This is a genomic window from Deltaproteobacteria bacterium, assembly GCA_016875395.1.
Lineage (GTDB): Bacteria > Myxococcota_A > UBA9160 > UBA9160 > UBA6930 > VGRF01.
Map to the genome: position 1 here is coordinate 175355 of VGRF01000004.1, position 21370 is coordinate 196724.

The 21370-nt window shown below is 70.0% G+C and carries 22 protein-coding genes and 1 tRNA gene; 13 read left to right on the plus strand and 10 right to left on the minus strand.

Translation table 11 applies throughout. The features are described from left to right. The first annotated feature begins 45 nt into the window (after positions 1–45). Entirely contained in the window at positions 46–1344 is a 1299-nt protein-coding gene (locus FJ091_05430) for a cytochrome P450 (protein MBM4382794.1), read from the plus strand. 7 nt (positions 1345–1351) lie between these two features. Then, a complete protein-coding gene (locus FJ091_05435; protein MBM4382795.1) occupies positions 1352–2572 on the plus strand; it encodes a cytochrome P450 in 1221 nt (406 codons plus the stop codon). 754 nt (positions 2573–3326) lie between these two features. Here the strand turns inward: FJ091_05435 and FJ091_05440 are convergent. Then, a tRNA-Sec gene (locus FJ091_05440) sits at positions 3327–3425 on the minus strand. 307 nt (positions 3426–3732) lie between these two features. Here FJ091_05440 and FJ091_05445 point away from each other — a divergent pair. Together FJ091_05445 and FJ091_05450 are read left to right on the plus strand one after the other, a co-directional pair. After that, on the plus strand, positions 3733–4062 hold the full coding sequence (locus FJ091_05445) for an HPF/RaiA family ribosome-associated protein (protein MBM4382796.1): 330 nt from the start codon (positions 3733–3735) through the stop codon (positions 4060–4062). 221 nt (positions 4063–4283) lie between these two features. After that, complete coding sequence (locus tag FJ091_05450; GenBank protein MBM4382797.1) at positions 4284–4625, plus strand: zinc ribbon domain-containing protein; 342 nt, start codon at positions 4284–4286, stop codon at positions 4623–4625. A gap of 91 nt (positions 4626–4716) precedes the next feature. On the opposite strand, the gene FJ091_05455 is transcribed toward FJ091_05450, so the two are convergent. Next, on the minus strand, positions 4717–5004 hold the full coding sequence (locus FJ091_05455; protein ID MBM4382798.1) for a DUF1971 domain-containing protein: 288 nt from the start codon (positions 5002–5004) through the stop codon (positions 4717–4719). Between FJ091_05455 and FJ091_05460 the strand changes: the two genes are divergently transcribed. Beyond that, positions 4959–5261, plus strand: a complete 303-nt coding sequence (locus FJ091_05460) for a hypothetical protein (GenBank protein ID MBM4382799.1) — start codon at positions 4959–4961, stop codon at positions 5259–5261. The genes FJ091_05455 and FJ091_05460 overlap by 46 nt on opposite strands. A gap of 7 nt (positions 5262–5268) precedes the next feature. Here FJ091_05460 and FJ091_05465 read toward each other — a convergent pair whose 3' ends face one another. Beyond that, positions 5269–5475 (minus strand): hypothetical protein, encoded by a 207-nt coding sequence (locus FJ091_05465; protein MBM4382800.1) that lies wholly within the window; start codon positions 5473–5475, stop codon positions 5269–5271. A gap of 148 nt (positions 5476–5623) precedes the next feature. Between FJ091_05465 and FJ091_05470 the strand changes: the two genes are divergently transcribed. Both FJ091_05470 and FJ091_05475 read left to right on the plus strand, forming a co-directional pair. After that, positions 5624–6775: a serine hydrolase gene (locus tag FJ091_05470; protein MBM4382801.1), complete on the plus strand. Its 1152-nt coding sequence runs from the start codon at positions 5624–5626 to the stop codon at positions 6773–6775. Further along, positions 6772–7077, plus strand: coding sequence for a hypothetical protein (locus FJ091_05475; GenBank protein ID MBM4382802.1), 306 nt, complete (start codon positions 6772–6774; stop codon positions 7075–7077). The genes FJ091_05470 and FJ091_05475 overlap by 4 nt, the downstream gene beginning before the upstream one ends. A gap of 10 nt (positions 7078–7087) precedes the next feature. Here FJ091_05475 and FJ091_05480 read toward each other — a convergent pair whose 3' ends face one another. The 4 genes from FJ091_05480 to FJ091_05495 are packed head-to-tail and all read right to left on the minus strand — an operon-like array spanning position 7088 to position 11352. Further along, the gene (locus FJ091_05480) at positions 7088–8287 is read right to left on the minus strand and encodes an efflux RND transporter periplasmic adaptor subunit (protein ID MBM4382803.1); all 1200 of its coding nucleotides are present in this window, start codon (positions 8285–8287) and stop codon (positions 7088–7090) included. Between the two features lie 3 nt (positions 8288–8290). Then, positions 8291–9469 (minus strand): ABC transporter permease, encoded by a 1179-nt coding sequence (locus FJ091_05485; protein ID MBM4382804.1) that lies wholly within the window; start codon positions 9467–9469, stop codon positions 8291–8293. 16 nt (positions 9470–9485) lie between these two features. Continuing rightward, complete coding sequence (locus tag FJ091_05490; protein ID MBM4382805.1) at positions 9486–10646, minus strand: ABC transporter permease; 1161 nt, start codon at positions 10644–10646, stop codon at positions 9486–9488. Position 10647: 1 nt separating this feature from the next. Then, positions 10648–11352: an ABC transporter ATP-binding protein gene (locus tag FJ091_05495; GenBank protein MBM4382806.1), complete on the minus strand. Its 705-nt coding sequence runs from the start codon at positions 11350–11352 to the stop codon at positions 10648–10650. A 135-nt stretch (positions 11353–11487) separates the two neighbouring features. Between FJ091_05495 and FJ091_05500 the strand changes: the two genes are divergently transcribed. Then, positions 11488–12150 (plus strand): DedA family protein, encoded by a 663-nt coding sequence (locus FJ091_05500; GenBank protein MBM4382807.1) that lies wholly within the window; start codon positions 11488–11490, stop codon positions 12148–12150. Positions 12151–12153: 3 nt separating this feature from the next. Here the strand turns inward: FJ091_05500 and FJ091_05505 are convergent, their stop codons facing one another. Then, entirely contained in the window at positions 12154–12966 is an 813-nt protein-coding gene (locus FJ091_05505) for a substrate-binding domain-containing protein (protein ID MBM4382808.1), read from the minus strand. Positions 12967–13103: 137 nt separating this feature from the next. Here FJ091_05505 and FJ091_05510 point away from each other — a divergent pair, with 137 nt between their 5' ends. Further along, entirely contained in the window at positions 13104–14084 is a 981-nt protein-coding gene (locus FJ091_05510) for a DUF2889 domain-containing protein (GenBank protein MBM4382809.1), read from the plus strand. Between the two features lie 12 nt (positions 14085–14096). Continuing rightward, the gene (locus FJ091_05515; protein ID MBM4382810.1) at positions 14097–15386 is read left to right on the plus strand and encodes an amidohydrolase family protein; all 1290 of its coding nucleotides are present in this window, start codon (positions 14097–14099) and stop codon (positions 15384–15386) included. Here FJ091_05515 and FJ091_05520 read toward each other — a convergent pair. Beyond that, positions 15383–16597, minus strand: a complete 1215-nt coding sequence (locus FJ091_05520) for an MFS transporter (protein MBM4382811.1) — start codon at positions 16595–16597, stop codon at positions 15383–15385. The genes FJ091_05515 and FJ091_05520 overlap by 4 nt on opposite strands. Positions 16598–16654: 57 nt before the next feature. Further along, entirely contained in the window at positions 16655–17596 is a 942-nt protein-coding gene (locus FJ091_05525) for an alpha/beta hydrolase fold domain-containing protein (protein MBM4382812.1), read from the minus strand. 77 nt (positions 17597–17673) lie between these two features. Here FJ091_05525 and FJ091_05530 point away from each other — a divergent pair, with 77 nt between their 5' ends. From FJ091_05530 to FJ091_05540, 3 genes are all read left to right on the plus strand, one after another. Then, positions 17674–18108, plus strand: a complete 435-nt coding sequence (locus FJ091_05530) for a hypothetical protein (protein MBM4382813.1) — start codon at positions 17674–17676, stop codon at positions 18106–18108. A gap of 379 nt (positions 18109–18487) precedes the next feature. Next, positions 18488–20125: a thiamine pyrophosphate-binding protein gene (locus FJ091_05535; GenBank protein ID MBM4382814.1), complete on the plus strand. Its 1638-nt coding sequence runs from the start codon at positions 18488–18490 to the stop codon at positions 20123–20125. 26 nt (positions 20126–20151) lie between these two features. Beyond that, the gene (locus FJ091_05540; GenBank protein ID MBM4382815.1) at positions 20152–21366 is read left to right on the plus strand and encodes a CoA transferase; all 1215 of its coding nucleotides are present in this window, start codon (positions 20152–20154) and stop codon (positions 21364–21366) included. The last annotated feature ends 4 nt before the right edge of the window (positions 21367–21370 follow it).

Below are 21370 nucleotides of genomic sequence, written 5' to 3' on the forward strand. Positions count from 1 at the left end.
CAAGGGTCCGCGCGAGGGCGATGGCGCGCGTGATAGCGTCGCTGCATGGCGCAGCTCCATCTCGCGACGCTCGACATCCACACGCGTCAGCTCTACGCGACGCGCGGCTACGCGTGGGAAGAGTGGGAGCACCTGCGCGAGCACGCGCCCGTGTTTTGGTACGAGCGGCCGGAGATCGAGCCGTTCTGGTCGATCGTGCGACATCGCGACGTGCTCGAGATCTCACGCCGCTCCGACATCTTCATCAACGGCCGCCGGCCGCGGCTGAACTCGCGGCACGACGACGAGAACGAGGCGCGCTTCCGCGAGGTTGATCTCGCACGCCGCGGCTGGGACGCGAACGAGGTGCCGGACTTCGTCTTCATGGACGACCCGCGCCACAAGCACTTCCGCTCGGTCGCCGCGCGCAGGTTCACGCCCGCCGCGCTCGCGAAGCTCGAGCCGCACTTCGCGGAGCTGTCGCACCAGTTCGCGCGCGAGCTCGCGGCCGATCTCGCCGAGACGGCGCGCAGCGGCGGGAGCATCGACTTCGTGCGCGGCTTCGCGCAGAAGCTGCCGCTCGCGGCGATCGGCGAGATGCTCGGCCTCCCGCCCGGCGAGTGGCGGCGCATGAAGCAGCTCACGAACGTGATGGTCGGCAGCGCGGAGCCGAGTTACGACCGGCCAGGCGAGACGCGCACCGAGCGCGTCTCGCGCGCCGCGACCGAGATGACCGACGCGATGCTCGAAGTCGTCGCGGACCGGCAGCAGTGCGGACGCGGCGCCGACCTCGCCTCGCAGATCGTGCACGCGCGCGTCGAAGGCGAGCCGATGAACGAGCAGCAGCTGCAGGGCTACCTGTTCCTGATCCTCGCCGCGGGCAACGAGACGACGCAGAATGCGATCAGCGGCGGCGCCTACGCGCTGCTGCAGAACCCCGCGCAGCGCGAGCTGCTGGAGCGAAACCCCGCGCTGCTCGACGGCGCGGTGGAGGAGATCCTGCGCTGGACCTCGCCCGTGCTTCAGTTCGCGCGCACCGCGACGCAGGACTACGCGCTGGACGGGCACGAGATCCGCGCGGGCCAGCGCGTCGGCCTCTGGTACCCGGCCGCGAATCGCGATCCCGCGGTGTTCCCGAACCCGTATCGCTTCGACATCACGCGCGCGCCGAATCGTCACCTCGCGTTCGGCGGCTACGGCGCGCACTTCTGCCTCGGCGCGAACCTCGCGCGCGCTGAGCTGCGCGCGGCACTGCGTGCGCTGTTGCCGCTCCTGCCGCGCATGGAGGCCGCGGGGCCACCCGAGCACGCCGCGAACCTGCACGTACCCGCGATTCACCGCCTGCCGGTGCGCGCGGCGGCCTGAGGAGCCGATGGACGCTGCCGGCATCTTCACGGTTCCCGAGGCATACGCCGACGCCGAGCGATGGCACGCTGTCGCCGCGCGCCTGCGCCGCGACGTACCGGTATGCCGCGTCGAGGCGCCGGACTTCCCGCCGTTCTACGCGCTCACGAAGCACGCCGACATCCTCGAGATCGAGCGTCAACCCGAGCGCTTTCTGAACACCTCGCGCTCGATCCTCGCGCCGCTCTCGCGCCCCGGTCCCGACTCGATGGTGAAAACGCTCGTGAACATCGACGGCGACGAGCACCGCGCGTACCGCGGCATGACCAACGAGTGGTTCAAGCCCGGCAACCTCCGCCGCTCGTTCGAGCCGCGCATCGCCGCGCTTGCGAAGCAGTTCGTGGGCCGCATGGCCGAGCTCGGCGGCACGTGCGACTTCGCGCTCGACATCGCGCGCTACTACCCGCTGCGCGTGATCATGAGCATCCTCGGCGTGCCCGAGGCGGACGAGCCGCTGATGCTCGACCTGACGCAGCGCATCTTCGGCGCCGACGACCCGGACTTCGGCAGCGGGCGATCGAGCGAGGCGTTGGCCGCGACGTTCAACGAGCTCTTCACGTACTTCAACCGCATCACCGCCGAGCGCCGCGCGCGTCCGACAGACGATCTCGCCAGCGCGATCGCCAATGGCAAGCTCCCTGGCGGGAAACCGCTCGGCGACGCCGGCACCGTCGGCTACTACGCCATCGTCGCGACCGCCGGGCACGACACCACAGCGAGCACGCTCGCGGCAGGCTTCGAGGCACTGATCCGCAACCCCGAGCAGCTCGCGCTGCTGCAGCGCGAGCCCGAGCGCATCCCGAACGCCGTCGAGGAGATGATTCGCTGGGTCACGCCGGTGCGGCACTTCCTGCGCCACGCGCAGGAGGACTACACGTTGCGCGGCGTGCGCATCCACAAGGGCGACGTGCTGCTGCTGTCGTACCTGTCCGCGAACCGCGACGAGGAGGTGTTCGCCGACGGCCGGCGTTTCGACGTGACGCGCGCCAACGCGTCCGACCACATCGCCTTCGGCACGGGCGTGCACTTCTGCCTGGGCGCGCTGCTCGCGCGCATGGAGCTCAATCACTTCTTCCGCGAGCTGCTGCCGCGACTCGAGTCGATCGAGCTCACCGGGCCGACTGAGTACACCGCCGCGATCTTCGTGGGCGCGCCGAAGAAGATCCCGATCCGCTACCGGATGCGCTGAGCCCCGGGTGTGCGTGTGGCAGCGGTCGCGCGCGTCCCGTCGCTGTCGCGCGTCGCTAGGCGACCCGGCGGCGGAGCGCGGCCCCCAGCGCGACCACGCAACTGACCTGAGCTGGGTCTCTCGGCCTAGCTGATTCGTATGAGAGTGGCTTCCGACGAAAGGAAGCCCCGCGTGAAGAAGAGCCGGTTTTCGGAAGAGCAAGTGGTGAAGATCCAGCGCGAGGCGGATCGCGCACCGGTGACCCCTCTTTCCCGAAGAGACGATCAGTCTCGAGAGGGCAGCACATAGCTCCTCTCGAAGTCGTTGGGCGGCTGGTCGCCCAGCGCTGAGTACCGTCGGCGCGGGTTGTACCGGGACTCGGTGAAGTCGAGGACGGCCATGCGAGCCTCGGCCTGAGTGCGGAACCTCGAGCGCGCGATCAGCGCGTGCGGGACCACTGCGAACCCTCGCCTCCTTGCAGCGCAGGCCGAACGCGATCGACGTGTACTGCGTGCCCTGGTCCGAGTGACGACTTACGTCTGGGGCGACCGCGCGCAATACGACGTTTTCGAGCTGCTGTGAACCTTGTGAGAGCTGAAGCGCCCTCGAAGACCCGGGTCTTCTGATCTCGCTTCTCCCGTCGAGCGCCGAGCCAGCACGTCCCCTGCATGGCTCATTGCTCGGGACGCACGCGAACGCCCGACGGGCAGGTCACCGTCACCTCGCGGTCAGAGCCCGACATCGCCCGAAGGTTCCCTAGCGAAATCGCACTCTTTGGCGGAAGCGGACGGGAATCGAACCCGCCGAGACCGCGTCGCCGCGGTCTCCACCGGTTTTGAAGACCGGGCGAGGCACCAGCGCTCGAAACGCTTCCAGAAGAGGCACGGTACAGAGAACTCGCTGGATCGCGCCGCGGAGTGCGCGCCGAGTTGCCGCTCGCTTGCCGCGCGATGCGAGCAATTTCTTGCCCGTCGCGCTTGACGATCCTCGCGCGCGGGGCGTAAATCGTTCGTGGGCGCGAACGCTTCGTGCCGATCAAGAATCCAACGCGTACCGCACTCGAGAGCAGGAGGAATCACCCGCCACAAACGAAGCCAATGTCCGCAGATGCGATGGAACTCGGTTCATTCCAAGAATTTCGAGAGGGCTCGCGGCGCAGCCGCGGCCGACGGAGGATCTGGATGAGCGATGCAGTCGTTGCAGTGCACCTCAAGGACATGACGGTGATCGATGCGGTGCGCGAGCTCGTCGAGAGACGCTGTACCGATCTGGCGGATGAGTTCCCCGAGCTGACGCACGTACACGTCACGCTCTCGCCCGACGGCCGCGGGCATCACGCGAGCTTGCACGCGACGGGCAAGCGCACCGAGATCGCGAGCCACGCGCATGCGCCGGAGCCCGGGCACGCCGCGGACCAAGTGCTCGACAAGGTTCGGCACCAGCTGCGGCGCACGCACGACAAGCACATCTACACGCAGCGCCGCCGCGCCCGTCACATCCGCGTGGCGTAGCGCCGCCGCGCGAGGACGCGGAGGCACAAGCAGCGAGGCCGGACGCGAGAGCGCCCGGCCTCGTTCGTTTGGGGGGCGGTGCCAGCACGATTCCTCGGCCCCAATTCGAGCGAGCCGCGATCGCACGCGATCCCGTAGCTCTCGCCGCACAACTGCCCGCGCTGGCAGGCGAATCCCGTTTCCACTACTCACCGCGCCTGCTTCGGGAGCGGAGAAGCGAGATGCCCGTCTACGAGTACCAATGCACGGCCTGCCAGCACGAGTTCGAGCGCGAGCAGCGCATCAGCGAGGCCGCGATCAAGAAGTGCCCGAAGTGCGGCAAGGCGAAGGCGAAGCGTCTGATCTCGCGTACTTCGTTCGTGCTGAAGGGCGGCGGTTGGTACGGCGACCTCTACGCGAGCCAGAAGCCGAGCAGCGAGAGCAAGGACAAGACGGAGACCGCGCCGGCCGCGAAGAGCGACAGCGCCGCGGCGGGCGAAGCGAAGAGCGAGCCGGCGAAGGCGGAGACGAAGAGCGAGGCCAAGCCAGAGAAGAAGAGCAAGGGCAAGAAGGCAGCGGCCTGAGCCGAGGCGTCAAATCTCGACGACCTCGGTCGCGAAGCACGACCGAGGACAAGCTCGCGGCGTTTCCATTCAGCCGCAGGCATGCGCTTGATCAGGTCGTGTCGTCGCGCAGGAACTCCACGAAGAAGCGCACCGGCCCGCGCAGTGCAACCTCGTGCGGATGCTCGGGCGGAATCACGACGCCGCGATCGGGGGTGAGCACGCGCTCGAGGATCGGCTCCGCGAGCGAGCGGAATGACAACTCGCCTTCGAGCACCACCACGCGACCCCACACGCCCGCCCTCGTCGTGTGGTTTCGCAGCAGACCCGCGGGCGTGGTCGCCGCATCCAACTCTGGCGTGCGCTTGTAGACGCGCACGTTCGCGGGGAGCTCTCGCATGCGCGCAGCTTCGCGCGGCGGAGCCAGCTGCGCAGCGCCGCGTCGGCTGGGGCGAAGCGCACTGCTCACTGCCGCGCCGAACGCACAGCGATGCCACGGCGCGCGTCGCAATCGAAGCCGGCGTCCTACCGGGGACGGCGTTTCTCTCGTTCCACTTCCCGAGCACGCACGCGAACCGCGTCGTCGGCCCAGCCGGCGATCCCGAGTCGAAGTGCCCGGAGCACAAGCTGACTGCGGTGCGCATCGCGCCGGCATGAGCGCGACTCACTCGTCGGGCTCGCTGAGACCCGACAGGTCCGGCGCGTGAGTCCACAGGTCGCGGCGCTCGTCGAAGCAGCCGCCTCGCTGAACCGCACACGCGAAGCAAAGGCTGCGCTCCGCGTCGACCGCGTACGTGCGATCGCGCGATGAGTGCACTTCGGCGCCGCATTCGGCGCAGTACCCGAGCTCGCGCGCTTCCGATCGGTGCATCGCCCGCACTCCCGCCCGTGCGCGGATGCATCGCTCGTGCCCGCTGCGCGAGCGTGCGGCGCTCGCTGGGGCGGCGCGCTCCGCGCTGCCCCGCGCTGCAGCAGCCGCGCTGTGCAATCGGCGCATCGCTGTCACACTGCGCAGCCTCATGCGCAGACTCGCCGCGTTTCTCCTCGCACTCGCGCTGGCCGCCGCCGCGCTCGCGCAGCCCCCGCAGCGCTTCCCGCTACCCGCGCAGCGACTCGACGTGCCGTACCCGACGCGCGGCTGGGCGAGGGGCGACCCGAAGAACGCCGACCACATCGCGATCGAAGTCGCGCTCGGCAAGCTGTTCGCGCCAAAGAGCACGAAGGGAATTCCGGACACGCGCGCGGTGCTCGTCGTGCAGGGCGGGCGGCTCGTGGCGGAGCAATACGCGAAGGGGTTCGACGCGCGCACGCGATTCCGCTCGTGGTCGGCGGCCAAGAGCGTCGTCAACGCGTGGGTGGGCATTCTTGTGCGCGACGGTCTCGCCTCGCTCGACGAGCCACTCGACGCGCGCGAGTGGCGCTCGCGCGCGGACGATCCGCGCCGCGCAGTCACGGTGCGCCACGCGCTGCAGATGACGACGGGCCTCGAGAATGCGGACGGCGACGGCGGGCCGACCAGCTTCGGCGCCGACTTGTTGTTCGGGAACGCCTCGGGCGACACCGCCCTCGCCGCCTCTCAGCCCGCGCTCGGCGTGCCGCCGGGCACGCGCTGGGCATACAGCACGGGCACGACGCAGCTGCTCTCGCGCTTCGTCGTCGACCGCGCGGGCGAAGACGTGCGCGCGTTCGTGAAGCGCGAGCTGTACGACCCGCTCGGCATGCACTCCTTCGTAGTCGAGCACGACCGTGCGGGCACGCCGCTCGTCGGCGCGTTCGCGTGGGGCACGGCGCAGGACTGGGCGCGCCTGGGTCTCCTGTATCTGCGCGACGGCGTGTGGGAGACGGGGCGCATCCTGCCGCAGGGCTGGGTCGACTTCACGCGCACGCCGGCGGATGTCCATAACAACGGCACGTACGGCGCGCACTTCTGGATCAATGCGCCGCCGGGGCCAGAGCAGCACGCGCACTTCGGTGCGGGCCTGGACTCGTTCGAGATGAACGGCAACGCCGGCCAGTTCGTGATCCTCGTGCCCTCGCGCGACCTCGTGGTCGTGCGCTTCGGCGAGATGAACGCGACTTCGTGGGACGCGCTGCGCAGTGGGCTGCGCGAGCTGATCGAGGCCTTCGCGCCGCTCGGCGCGCCCGCGCGCAGCGGAGGGCACGGCCATTGAAGTGGGTAATCGGCTTCGTCGTGTGGCTCGTGCTCGTGGCGGTGCTCGCCGTGGGCGTCCCCTACCTGAACAACGTCACCGCCGTGGGCGCGGGCTACGTCGCGAAAGAAGTGTGCTCGTGCATGACCCTCGGCGGGCGCGACTACGCCGCCTGCCGCGCCGACCTGCCCGAGTCCCTCGACTTCGAGCGCGTGCAGTCCGAGCCGCTGCCGGACGGCAAGGGCGTGCGCGCCTGGGTGCCTCTGTTCGCCGAGCGAGTGGCGCTCGCGACGCCCGAGAGCGGGTGCGTGCTGCAGCCCTAAGCCCCGGCTGTTAGTTCGCGACCTCGACCTTCCGCCCCGCTTCGAGCGTTCCCTCAGCGCTCACGACCACCGCCTCGCCGCCGAGCAGGCCCTCGCGCACGACGACCGAGTCGGCGCGCTCACCCCCGAGCGCGACGCGCTGCTGGCGCAGCTTGCTTTCGCTCACGACCCACACGGCGCCGTCCTGTACCGACGCGCGCGGCACCGTGATCACCGCCGCCGGCGGGGCGCCGGGCGCTTCTGGCGCCGCCTCGGGCGCGAGGAACGCGACGCGAACGCTCGAGTCGGGGCGCAGCTTGTCGTCGCGCTCGAGCAGGCGCACCTCCACCTTCAGCGTGCCCTTCTGCCGATTCACCTGGGGATAGAGCTTCACGACCTCGGCGTCGTAGTGGCTGTCGGGGAACGAGTCGGGCGTCACTTCCGCGCGCTGGCCGAGCTTCACGCGCGCGAGGTCGACCTCGTTGACGTCGACCTCGGCCCGCAGGTCCGTGAGATCTGCGATGCGGATCAAGTCGCCCGCGCCGGCGAACCCGCCTGGCACCGCGATCTCTCCCACCTCTTTGAACTTCGCGAGCACCACGCCGTCCCGCGGCGCGCGCAGCGTGGTGTAGTCGAGCGCGATCTCCGCCTCGCGCAGCGCGGCTTCGGCTTGCTGCACTTGCGCCTTCGCGACGCGCAGCTGGCTCTCCTTCACGTCGAGCTGCGACTGCGCCGCGACGTTCTGCTGCGCCAGCGCGCGAATGCGCTTCGCCTCGATCTCAGCGAGCTGCGCGTTCGCGCTCGCGAGCTCGCGCGCCGCGCGGGCGCGCGAGAGCGCCGCCTCGTAGTCGCGCTTGTCGAGCTGCACGAGCGCTTGGCCCTTCGTGACGGCCTGCGACTCCTCGACGAGATACGCGTCGATGCGGCCCGGCACGCGCACGCCGATCGAGATGTACTTCTCGCCCGTGACGACGTAACCCGAGCCGGTGAGCACCACGCCCGCGGCCGGCGCGCTCGCCTCGCCGCCTTCGCTGCGCTCTGCGTACGCGACACTCACGACGGTCGGCGCGCCGAGCGTGAGGCGCCATAGCACCGCTCCGCCGAGCGCGAGCAGCGAGAGCGCGATCGCCCACACGAAGCGCGGAACGCGCCGCTTCTTCGGCGGCGGCGCGCGCCGATCGAGCTTCAGCGAGCTCAGCTCTTCCCGTACGGACCGCGCCTGCTCTGCCATCCCTTATGCCTTTCGGAGCGCTTCGATCGGGCGCAGCTTCGCGGCGCGGCGCGCGGGGAAGTACCCGCCGAGCACGCCGATCGCGAGCGAGAGCGCGAACGCGGCGACGAGGTCGCTCGGGCCGACGCGCAGCTGGATCACGTTGGTCGAGAAGGTCTCTGCCTGCCAGCTGATCCCGCCGAGCGCAGCCGAGATTGCGGCGGCCAGTGCGATCGCGATCGCGCCGCCGAGCGCGAAGCCGAGCGCCGCCGTGATCAGCGACTCAACCAGGAAAGACGTGAGGATCGCGCCGCGCGAAAAGCCGAGCGCGCGCAGCGTGCCGATCTCCGACACGCGCGCCTGCACCGCGGCATACAGCGTGTTCGTCGCGCCGAGCATGGCGCCGAGACCGGCGAATAGCGCGACGAACACGACCAGCACGTAGATCTGCGTCGTGGCCTCCGCTTGCTCCGCGTAGTAGTCGGTCTCGAGCTTGGCCTCGAGCGCATGGCGAGGGTCGTCGCCGATGCGCCGCGCGAGCGCCTCCATGTCGGCGCCGTCCGCGACGCGCAGGCGAAAGCTCGAGAACGGCATCACGCGCTTCGCGTCGTTCGCGAGCTCGCGCGCGTCCACCCACACTTCGCTCTCGAAGGACGATCCGCCGGACTCGAGGATGCCCACGACCTTCCAGCGCTGGCGGCCGAACTCGAGCGCGTCGCCGAGCTGCGCGCCGACGTATCGCCCAGCGACGCCGCGGCCCACCACCGCCTCGCCGCTCGACGGCACGAACATGCGGCCCTCGGCGATCTTCACGCCGTCGTGAACCGAGAGCGCGACGGGCTCGACGCCGCGCACGAGGACGTTCTCGCGACCGCCGCTCTTGGGCGTGAAGAACGGCTGGATCACGAGCTCCGGTGAGAGCCGCGGATCGCCTGCGGGCGTGCGCGCGATGCCGTCGAAGAAGCGGATGTCTTGCAGCGACTGGAGCGTGAGCTGCGAGTTCCCGTCGTTGTCCGAGCCCTTGCGCATCACGATCAGGTTGCGCGGGTCGCCCGAGCTGACGAGGGTGCGCCGGAGACTGCTCGCGAGGCTGAGAATCAGCGACACCGCGATCACGACGAGCGCGATCACGCTCACGGTCAGGCTCGTGCGCAGGCGGCGCGCGAACAGGCTGCGCAGGCTGTACGAGAGGGGCAGCGCCATGGCGGGTCAGGCCTCTTCAGAACACTTCGCGCAGCGTTTGCGCCACGGGCTTGCGCGATGCGCCGAACGCCGGGAACGCGCCGCTGACGATGCCGATGAAGAACGCGATGAACAGCGTCTGCACGAGCACGGCGTTGCTCACGAAGAACGCGTTCATCGGGCCTGCGCCGCCCGCACCAGCGGTGATCGAGCGCAGCGCGTTCGTTGCGCCGATCGAGAGCAACACGCCGGCCGCGCCCGCGAGCGTCGAGAGCAGCGCGGCTTCCACCACGAGCGTCGCGAACAACGTGCGCCAGCGGAAGCCGAGCGCCTTCATGATCGCGAACTCGCCCATGCGCTCGCGCACCGACATGCTCGCGGTGTTCGCGGCGATGAACACGATGCAGAGCGTCACCACGCCCGCGACGATGAGCAGAATCGTCACGTAGCCCTGCGCGCTGCTCATCATGTTCGAGAAGAACGCCTTCTCCGTTTCGGACGCAGTCTCGGCTTCGCTGTTGCGGAACGTCTCGTCGATGCGTGCGATCAGTGGTGTCACGAGGCTCGCGTCGTCGATGCGCGCCCAGATCGTGCCCGTCGTGTCGAACGAGAAGCCCTGCGCGAGCATCGCTTGCTCGAGGTACTCGCGAGAGAGCCACACGAACGGGCCGCGCTCGATCGTGCCCACGATGCGCAGCTGCGCCTCCACGGGTAAGATCGTGCTCTTGAGCGTGATCAGATCGCCGACCTTCCAGCCTTGCTGCTGCATCGTCATCGTGCCGACCAGCGCCGCGTCTCGGTATTTCTCGAAGTCGTCGAGAGCCTGAGGCTCGATCTTCCAGTCTTCGAACACGACCCGCACATGGTCGGCGTCGACGGCGAAGTTCGGGAACTGGACGCCCTTGTCCTCGTCCACCACGCCGCCGAACCATTGGTAGGACGCGACGTCCACCACGCCCGGCATCGCGCGCACCTTGTTCACGTACGAGTACGGCAGCGAGTAGGTGAGGCCCGCCTGGTTGTGCACGGAGATGCGCGTGCCCGTCGACATGCGGTCGAGCATCGAGTCGAGCGCTGCGGGCAGCATGCGCAGCACGCAAACCATGGCGACCGCGAAGGCGATGGCGACGCCAGTGATCGCGCTGCGCAGCTTGTTGCGGCCGAGGTTCTTCCAGACGAGCGGTGCGTACTTCAGCATGTCAGTGCGCGCCTCCTGCGCTTCCGCCCGGTCGCGACTCGAGCAGCACGCCCTTGTCGAGGTGGTGCACCACGTCGACGTACTTCTCCGCGCGCGGGTCGTGGGTGACCATCACGATAGTCTTGCCGAAGTCGCGGCGCAGCGTCCGTAACAACTCGAGCGTGGCCTCGGCGTTCCTCGCGTCGAGGTCGCCGGTCGGCTCGTCGGCCACGATCAGATCCGGATCGGAGACGAACGCGCGCGCGATCGCGACGCGCTGCTGCTCGCCGCCCGAGAGCTGGCGCGGCAGATGGTCCGCGCGATCGGCGAGGCCGACCACGCGTAGTGCGGTCAGCGCACGCTCGCGCCGCTCCGACTTCGAGAGGTGCGTGAGGAGCAGCGGCAGCTCGACGTTCTCGACCGCGCTCAGCACGGGGATCAGGTTGAAGAACTGGAACACGAAGCCGACGTGCGCGGCACGGAATCTCGCGAGCTCGTCCTCGTCGAGCGCGTCGAGGCTCTGGCCCGCGACGCTGATGCTGCCGCTACTCGGCCGATCGAGGCCGGCGACGAGATTGAGCAGCGTCGACTTGCCCGATCCCGACGGCCCCATCAGGGCGATGAACTGCCCGCGCGGGATCTCGAGGCTCACCTTCTCGAGCGCATGCACTTCGTCCGCGGCGCGCTTGTAGAGGCGTGAAACGTTCGACACTTCGATCACGAGCAACTCCTGCGGTGCGCCGCGAGCCCCACTCTAGGCGCGCTCGCGGGCGCGCGCTTGATCGCCGTTGCCGCACGCTAGCTCGCCCGTCAGGCTGTGCCGCTCACTTCGCGCGCCGGCGCGGCCGATACGAGGCCCCTCATGCTCGAGCTTATCCGAAGCCTCGTCGACTTCATCCTGCACATCGACAAGCACCTCGTGAAGCTCGCCGCCGAACTCGGCGCGTGGCTCTACGTGGTGCTCTTCGGAATCGTCTTCTGCGAGACGGGCCTCGTGATCCTGCCGCTCTTGCCCGGCGACTCACTGCTCTTCGCGACCGGCGCCCTGATCGCCGCGCCCGGCTCGCCGCTCGATCTCGGCTTCACGCTCGCCCTCCTGATCGCGGCGGCGATCCTCGGCGACGCCGTGAACTACGCGATCGGCGCGTACGTGGGCCCGCAGGTCTTCACCGAGCGCTCGCGGCTGCTCAACCCGAAGTACGTGCTGCGCACCGAAGCCTTCTACGCGAAGTACGGCAAGAAGACGATCTTCCTCGCGCGCTTCGTGCCGATCGTGCGCACGTTTGCGCCGTTCCTGGCCGGCATCGGCCGCATGCCCTACCGCGAGTTCGCCGTCTACAACGTGACCGGCGCCATCGCGTGGGTCTCGCTCTGCACGCTTGCGGGCTACTTCTTCGGCCGCATCCCGTTCGTGCAGCGCTACTTCAGCAGCGTGATTCTCGCGATCGTCGTCGTCTCGGTGCTGCCGATCGTGTTCGAGTTGGTGAAGGCGAAACTGGAAGAGCGGCGCAGCGCGGCGGCGTAACCCTCAGCGCACCATGTACGGGAACTTCTCCGCGATCTTGAACTTCGGGATCAGCGTTCTGCCCTGCGTCCCGGTGAGCCAGTCCGCCAGCTTCTTGGCGGGCGCGTAGCGCGCGGTCTTGTGCTTGAGGTCGTTCACCACGAGCACGCCGAAACCGTTCTGCAGCTGCACGCCGCCGTCCACGAGCTCGATCAGGCCGTAGTGGTTCTTCTCGCGCAGCCAGGTGGGCTTGTCGACGAGCACGTACGCGCGCTTCTCGCCGGCGAGCGCGAGCGTCTTCGCCATCGACGCGTTCGCGCTGAAGTACCACGTCCCGGCGCCCACGTCCGGCACGCGCCCGGCTTGGTTCCAGAGCCGTTTCTCGAGCGCGACCGTTCCAGAGCCATCGCCGCGCGAGACGAACGCTTGCTGCCGTTCCGAGAACGCCTTGAACGCACCGGGTGCGCTGGCGCCGTCGCCGAGCTCGGCGGGATCGTTCCGCGGGCCGGCCACCAGGTACTCGACGTACATCACCTCGCGGCGCTCGGTCGCGTGCCGCTGCGACAGGAAGAAGTCCTCGCCCGCGCGGTCGTCGACGAGCAGCGCATCGGCCTCGCCGCGCTTGCCGAGCTCGAACGCGCGGGTCGCATCGACCGCGAGCACCTGGACCTCGATGCCGGTATCGGCGGTGAACTTCGGCAGCAGGTATGCGAGCAGCCCGGTGTCGACGAGCGCGCTCGTCGTCGCGAGCCGCACGCTCTGTTTCGGCGCGGCATGCGCGGCTCCCGCAAGCGCGAGCGCCAGACCGGCCCCGAGCATCACCCTGAGAAGTCGCATCTCTCCTCCTCTGCGAAAGCGTGGAGCATTAGCAGCCGCGCCTTCGTATTCTGCGCCGCCTCATGCTGCCTTCAGCTGCGCGCGATTCTTTCCAGCCGTCCGGTCATCCCCTGCACACGCGCTCGATTTCGCTCGACGTGTTCCAGCAGACCCCGGACCGCATCCGCGCGACTGGGACGATCCTCGACCTGCGGAAATGCGGTTTCGTGCCGAGCGGGCTCGAGGTCCAGAGCGCGGGCTTCATCCACCTGATGCACTGGCGCTGCACGCTCGACGAGCGCGGCGTGATCGAGGCGCTCGAGATCGAGCAGCCGCACGTGGCGATGGAGCGCAGCGCGGCGACGGGCGGCGAGTGCTGCCGCGATCCTGCACCGCGGCTGCAGGCGCTCGTGGGCGGCGCGATCGACGCGGGCTTCACGAAGCGGCTCGCGGGCGTGTTCGGCGGGCCGCTCGGCTGCTCGCATCTGCTCACCCTCGGCCAGGCGCTCGGCGCGTTCGTGCCGCGCGTGCTCGCGAGCCCGCAGCGGCGCGCGGGTGAGCGCGAGCCCGGCGAGCGCGTCGCAAAACAGAACCTGATGCTCGACGGCTTCGAGCGCGCGGGCACGCTCGAGCTCGCGATTCAGGCGAGCGAGTTCTGGCTCGCGCCGCAGCGCAGCGTGCGCGACTTCATCGACCGCGCGGCGCGAGCGCTCGAAGCGCGCGTGATCGGCGAGATCGCGGTCGGCGGCATGCAGCTGAACGCGCTCAGCGCCGCCGCGCGCGAACGCACGCCGGCGACCGGAGTGAGCGCGCAGTGGGAGTGCCGCGATGCGGTGGCGAGCAAGCTCGCGGGCGACTCCGCGCTGCGCGGGATGGCGGGGCGCGTGCGCGCGCTTGCCGGCGAGCTCGGCCCCGGTGACGACGGCGCGCTCATGACGCAGGCGCTGCTCAACTTCGCGCCCGCGCTGATCCAGTGCATGGCCGCGCTCACGCATCGCATGCCGCTGATGTACGAGCGCGCGAGGACCGGCGCGGGCCTCACGGCCGAAGAGAGCTCGTTCACGAGCAGCGGGGGCCAGCTCGACAGCTGTTACATGTGGCGAAGCGGCGGCGCCGCGAGTCGCCTCCGCCGCCTCTGAGGAGGACACCGCATGCGCGCGCTCGCCCTCGCGCTCTGCTTCGTTGCCGCTGCGGCCCTCGCACAGGAGACGAAGCCTGCGCCTCCGCAGCGCGTCGCTGTGCGCGCAGCTCGCCTGATCGACGGCTCCGGCGCGCCGCCGATTCGCGACGCGGTGGTGCTGATCGCGGACCAACGGATCACCGCCGTCGGCCGAAGCCTCGCGATTCCCGATGGCACGCGCGTGATCGACCTCGGCGGCGCGACGCTGCTGCCAGGGCTGATCGACTGCCACACCCACATCGCGGGCGGCGACCCTGGCGACTACTACGAGCAGCTGTTCCGCCGCAGCCCGATCGACGCCGCCGTGACTGCGCACGTGTTCGCGCGCCGCACGCTGGAGGCGGGATTCACGAGCGTGCGCGAGGTCGGCGCGGAGGAGCTCGTCGACGTCGCCTTGAAGCGCGCGATCGAGCGCGGCGAGGTCGTGGGCCCGCGCATGCAAGTCGCGACGCTCGCGATCGGCGCGACGGGCGGTCACGCGGACCTGACGGGCTTCTCGCCTTACCTGCGCTTCGAGAACTTGAGCGGGATCGCGGACGGCGTCGACGGCGTGCGCAAGGCCGTGCGGCAGCGCGCGAAGTGGGGCGCGGACGTGATCAAAGTCGTCGCGACCGCCGGCGTGCTCTCCGAGGAAGAGTCCGTGGGCGCGCCGCAATACACGCAAGCGGAGCTCGACGCGCTGGTCGACGAGGCGTCGACGTGGGGCCTGCGGGTGGCGGCGCACGCGCATGGCGCCGAGGGCATCAAGCGCGCGGTGCGCGCCGGCGTCGCTTCGATCGAGCACGGCTCGCTGCTCGACGACGAGGGCATTCGGCTGATGAAGCAGCGTGGCACCGTGCTCGTCGCCGACGTCTACAACGACGACTACATCCTCGCCGAGTTCGCGCGGCTCGGATACCCGCAGAAGATCATCAACAAAGAACGCCTCATCGGTCGCACGCAGCGCGAGAGCTTCCAGCGCGCGGTGCGCGCCGGCGTGAAGGTGGCGTTCGGCAGCGATGCCGGCGTCTATCCGCACGGCTGGAACGGCAAGCAGTTCGCGCACATGGTGCGCTGGGGCCTCTCGCCGCTCGAAGCGATCACCGCCGCCACGTCGCGGGCTGCCGAGCTGCTCGGCTGGGAAGATCGCGCGGGCCGCGTGGCGCCGGGTCTCTACGCCGACCTGATCGCAGTCGCGGGCGACCCGCTGACGGACGTGACCGAGCTCGAGCGGGTGACCTGGGTGATGAAGGGCGGCGTGGTCGTGAAGGACGCGCGCTAGGCGCTGCCGCGCTTCGGCCCGAGAAAGAAGAGCAGCACGGCAGCGACGGTTGTTAGGGCGGCGAAGGTGGCGAAGGCGGGCTCGAAGCGGCCGGTGGCGGCGAAGACGGACATCGGGAACTGCACGCCGGACATGGTGAACGGGAGCATGAAGAGGCCCATCGCTCCCATCACGCTGCCGAAGCTCTCGGGGGCGAAGCGATCGCCGATCGTGGCAGTCCAGAGTGCGGTGAGACCCTGCGCGACGCCGGTGACGATCGCCATCGGCATGAGCCAGCTCGTGGGCGGCGTGGTGGCGAGCAGCGCGCAGCACGCGATCAGCGGCGCGAACGCGCTCCAGATCAGTGCTTTGCGCGAGAAGCGGTCGGCGAGGCGACCGAACGCGAGGTTGGCGCCGATGCCGACGACGGCGCTCGCGAACAACAAGTTGCCGACGAAAGCGTTGGTCAGCTCGCGCGTTTGCGTGGCGTACGGTGGGTAGGCGTTGCCGAGGCTCACGAGCGCGCCGAACGCGAGGCCGAAGGCGAGCGTCAGCACCCAGAAGTTGCGGTCGCGCAGGTAGCTGCGGTCGGCCGGCGCCGCCGGAACGCCCGGCGCGTGCGTAGGCGCTGCGGACTTCGCCTCGCGCACGAGCGCGAGCACGAGCGGCAGCGTCGCGGCGAACGCGAGTCCGCACGCCGCGACGGCGCCGCGCCAACCCCACGCGCCGATCGCGAGCGGAATCAGCTTCGGGCCGAGCAGCGCGCCGATCGATGGGCCCACCGCGTTGATGCCGAGGGCGGTGCCCGGCTGATCGGGGAACCAGTCGACCACGAGCTTCGAGCACGGCATCGGCCCGAGGCCGACCGCGCCGGCAGCGACGAGCAGCGAGAAGCCGATGCCGGCCACGGCCAGCGAGTCCGCGACGTAGATCAGCGCGCAGCCGAGCGCGGAGACGACGGCGCCGCCGAGCATGATCACGCGCGGCCCGATGCGGTCGACGAGCGGCCCGAGCGCGAGACCTGCGAACGCCTGCGCGGGGAGGAACAGCACGAAGCCGAGCGAGACCGTGGCGATGCTCGCCTCGAACTCCGCGGCGACGGGCACCTGCATGAAGCCGAACGCCACGAGCGTCGCGCCGACGCTGACGGCCTGCACCGCGAGCGCGCCGGCGAGCGCGAGCCAGCGCGCGGCGCCGGCGGAAGTCGTTGCGGACGCGGCGGCTTCGCTCACGGGCGCTCCTCGGTCTCGCGCGAGTAGCGCACTTGCCTCCGCGATTGCTCGCGCGCGTCAGCGCAGCGCGGCGGCGAGCCACTCCTCGATGTCGCGATTCGCGCGCTTCGCGATCGCCGTGCCCGCGGCGAGCCCGTCGAAGCCGTGCGGCGCGCCGGGGTAGACGTGCAGCTCGGTCGCCACGCCCGCGCGCCGCAGCCGCGCGGCGTAGTCGATGTCCTCGTCCGAGAACCCGTCGAGCGCGCCCACCGAGATGAACGTGCGCGGGAGGCGCGAGAGATCGCTCGCGCGCGCAGGCGCCGCGTATGCCGGCACCGCAGCGTCGCCCAGCTCGCCGAGGTAGCTGCGCCAGCCGTAGCGATTCGCGCTGGGCGGCCACACCGGGTCGATCCACTGCGACGACGCGGTGATCATGCGGTCGTCGAGCATGGGGTAGATCAGCGCCTGGAACGCGAGCGCGATCTCGCCGCGATCGCGCGCGAGCAGCGCAAGCCCGGCCGCGAGGCCGCCGCCCGCGCTCGCGCCGCCGATGCCGAGCCGCCGCGGGTCGACGCCGAGCGCCGCGGCGTTGTCCCGCACCCAGCGCAGCCCGACATAACAATCCTCGAGCGGCTCCGGGTAGCGCGACTCGGGCGCGAGCCGGTAATCGACCGACACGCCCACGCAGCTCAGCGACTGGCACCAGCGGTCGAAGCGCAGATCGTCCTGCTTGTTATTGCCGAGGATCAGGCCGCCGCCGTGGATCCAGTACACGCACGGCAGCGCGCCGCTCGCGCCCTTCGGGCGATGTACGCGCACGCTCACCCCGGCGCGGCCAGGGATCGCGTGGTCGCTGCGCTCCACCTGATCCGAGAGCGGCAGCGGCGGCGCCGCCGCGAAGCCCGCGCGAATCGCGGGCAGCGTCGCGTCGGAGAGGATGCCGAGATCGAAGGGAATCGCGGTGAGCGCGGCGGCGACCTCGGGATCGAGCAGCGCGCGAACGTCGAGCGGAGTGGACATGCGGAGCCTCGCGGTGAAGGGAGGCGCGCACGTTACGCGCATGGCCGTGCGCGGCGCTCGCGTGATAGAACGCGCGCATGCCGACCCCGACGCGCAGGCAGCTCCTCGACTGGGCCACGAACTACGTCGCGCTGTGGAACGCGGGCGACAAGGCCGCGTGGGCCGCGAACTGGCGCGCCGTCGCGCCCGGCGAGTTCCGCATGCTCGACCCGGTCGGCACGCCCGAGAAGCGCGGCTTCGAGCAGTGCGCCCTGAACGCCTTCGATCTCTTCCAACCGCACGTGCGCTTCCGCGTCATCCCGGGCACGCAGCACGTGTGCGGCAACGAAGTCGCGTGGCTGCTCGAGAACTCGTTCGTGAACGAGCCCACACGCGCGCCGCACCTCTCGATCGAGACGTATCGCTTCGAGGAGAACGGCGACATCGTGATCCGCACCTACTACCGCGTCCCGTCCCACGACGACGGCCACGCGGGCGAGTTGTTCAAGACGTACTTGCCCGCCGGCCAGTAACAACTCGCTCCCGGTCAACCGACGCGCATCTGCACACGCGCAGCGCGCGGGAGGCGCGCCTCAACGGCGCGCCGATCCGCGCCCGCCCCAAGCAATCTCGACTTCACCGTCGAGCAAGGAGCAGCCGCGGCGGGGCCGGGGGCGGCGGAGGCGAAATCAAGCGCAGCTCGGCCGCGATCACCGTGCAGCGGGACACCTCGGCGCATCGTGTTCGCCGCGACCGCTGGTGCGCCCCCCCCAGAGCGGCCGCCAGCGAGCCATTCGCCGCAGCCGCCCCCGGCCCCGCCGCGGCTGCGGACACGCGCCTCCTCGGTCATCTGCCCCCCGGCATGAGCCCGCACTCACCGTGGTACGGTGCCGAAGGACGAGGAGAATCGAGATGGCGGAGATCAATGGCGGCGTCATCGCCGCGCGGCAGCTGAAGAAGTCCGGCATCGACACGATGTTCGGTGTCGTCGCAGGGCCGATGATCGAGTTGTTCGGCGGCGGCGCGCAGGAGAACCTCAAAGTCGTCGGCTGCCGCCACGAGATCAACGGCGGCTTCATGGCCTCGAGCTGGGGCTGGCAGAAGAAGGAGCCCGGCGTGCTCGTGGTCGGCTCCGGGCCCGCGATGACGAACACGATCACGCCGCTCTACGTCGCGACCGAGAGCGCGATGCCGCTCGTGGTGCTCGGCGGCTCGGCATTCGGCGGCACGCTCGGGCTCGGCGCGTTCCAGGAGCTGAACCAGGTCGCGGCGGCGAAGCCCGTGTGCAAGTGGACCGGACAGGTCGACGCGACAGAGCGCATCGGCGAGTGGATCCATCTCGCGCTCGCGAAGGCGCTCGAAGGGCGACCGGGCGGCGTGTACCTCGACTTCCCCGGTCACCTCGTCTCGCGCAAGGTCGCGGAGGAGACCGTGCGTTATTACGGCGCGCCCGAAGTGACGCGCCCGCATCCCGACCCGAACGCGATCGCGCGCGCGGCGGACCTGCTCGAATCCGCGGAGCGGCCGCTCGTGCTCGTCGGCAAGGGAGCGGCGTGGGCCGACGCGCGCGACGCGATCACGAAGCTGGTCGACCTCGGCATCCCGTACATCACCTCCCCCATGGCTCGCGGCACGCTGCCCGACGATCACCCGAACTTCGCGAACGCCGCGCGCTCGCACGCGATGAAGAACGCCGACGTCGTGCTGATGATCGGCGGGCGCTTCAACTGGATCTTCGGCCTCGGCCGCCGTTTCGCGAAGGGCGCGAAGATCGTGCAGATCGACCTCGCGCCGGAGGAGATGACGTCCGGCGCCGATGTCGCGCTCGGCATCGTGGCCGACGCCGCGGTCGCGACGGAGCAGCTCGCGAACGCGGTGTCGAAGCGCAAGCTGCGCAGCACCGGCGGCGCGTGGCTCAGCTCGCTGCGCGCGGAGCGCGAGCGCAACGAGGCCGGCGCGGCGAAGGCGATTCACGACGCCTCGATCCCGATCAACCCGTACCGACTCGTTCAGGAGGTCGCCGCCGCATTGCCGCGCGACGCGATCGTCACCGAAGAGGGCGAGATGATCATGGGCGTGTGCCGCGCGATGCTGCCCAGCTACGAGAACCGCGGGCGCCTGAACGCCGGCACCACGGGCTGCATGGGCGTCGGCGCGCCGTACGCGATCGGCGCGAAGCTCGCGTGCCCGAACAAACCCAGCGTGGCGGTGCTCGGCGACTACGCCTTCGGCGCCGCCGCGATGAGCGTCGAGACTGCGGTGCGCGTGGGCGCCGCGCCGGTGCTCGTGGTCGCCAACAACGAGGGCATCGCGGGCCACATGCTGCAGGACGCGTTCATGCCGCCGGGCGCGCCGCGCATCGCGTCGCTCTTGCCTGCGCGCTACGAGCTGATGGCCGAGATGGTCGGCGCGCACGCGGAGTACGTGGAGCGCCCCGAGCAGATCCGCCCCGCGCTCGATCGGGCGCTCGCCGCCGACAAGCTCTCGATCGTGCACGTGCGCATCGACCCGAAGGCCGCGCGGCTCGGCGGGACGAACTACTTGCAATAACAACCCCGCGCTTCGGAGGTCTCGCCATGCCCATGCCGCTCGAAGGCATCCGCGTACTCGACTGGACGATTTGGCAGCAGGGTCCGATCTGCACCTCGATGCTCGCCGACATGGGGGCCGATGTGATCAAGATCGAGCAGACCGGAGTGGGCGATCCCGGCCGATACCTGTTCGCCGCGGGCGGCGCGTCTGCTGCGGATCGTCCGAACTGGTACTTCGAGTCGCACAACCGTAACAAGCGCGCGATCACCCTCGACTTCTCGCAGCAGGCGGGGCGCGACGTGCTCTACGAGCTCGTGAAGAAGTCCGACGTGTTCGTGCAGAACTTCCGGCACGGCGTCGCGGCGCGGCTCGGCGTCGACTACGCGACGCTGTCGCAGCACAACCCGCGCCTCGTCTACGGCAGCGCGACGGGCTACGGCCCGCACGGCGACGAGACCGCGGAGCCGTCGTTCGACCATCTCGGCCTCGCGCGCAGCGGCATCATGAACGCCGCCGGCGAGCCCGACATGCCGCCGCTCGGCATCGCCGGCGGCATCGCGGACCAGATGGGCGGCGTGATGCTCGCGTGGGGAATCATGAACGCGCTGTTCGCGCGCGAGCGCCACGGCGTGGGCCAAGAGGTGAACGGCTCGCACCTCGGCTCGATGCTGTTCCTGCAAGGCCTCAGCTTGTCGATGAAGCTGATGGCGGGCGTCGCGTTCCCGCGCACGTTCCGCGCGCGCGCCGGGAACCCGCTCTGGAATCACTACCGGTGCGGCGACGGCAAGTGGATCGCGCTCGCGATGCTGCAGAGCGACCGCTACTGGCCCGACGTCGCGCGCGTGATCGGTCGCCCCGAGCTCGCGACCGACGAGCGCTTCAAGAACCTCACGGTGCGCGCGATGAACAGCGCGGAGTGCGTCGCGATCCTCGACGCCGCCTTCGCGACGAAGCCGCGCGACGAGTGGCTGCGCCTCCTCAAGGAAGACGGCGGGGACTACATCTACACGATCGTGAACACCGTCGACGATCTGCCGAACGATCCTCAAGTGCTCGCGAACGGCTACGTCACCGAGCTCGATCATCCGCAATACGGCAAGACGAAGGCGGTGGGCATTCCCGTCGAGCTGACGAAGACGCCGGGCAGCGTGCGCACCGCCGCGCCCGAGCTCGGGCAGAACACGGAAGAGATCCTGATGGATCTGTGTGGCTACGACTGGGAGAAGATCAGCGCGCTGCGCGATGCGAAGGTGATTTGAGCGC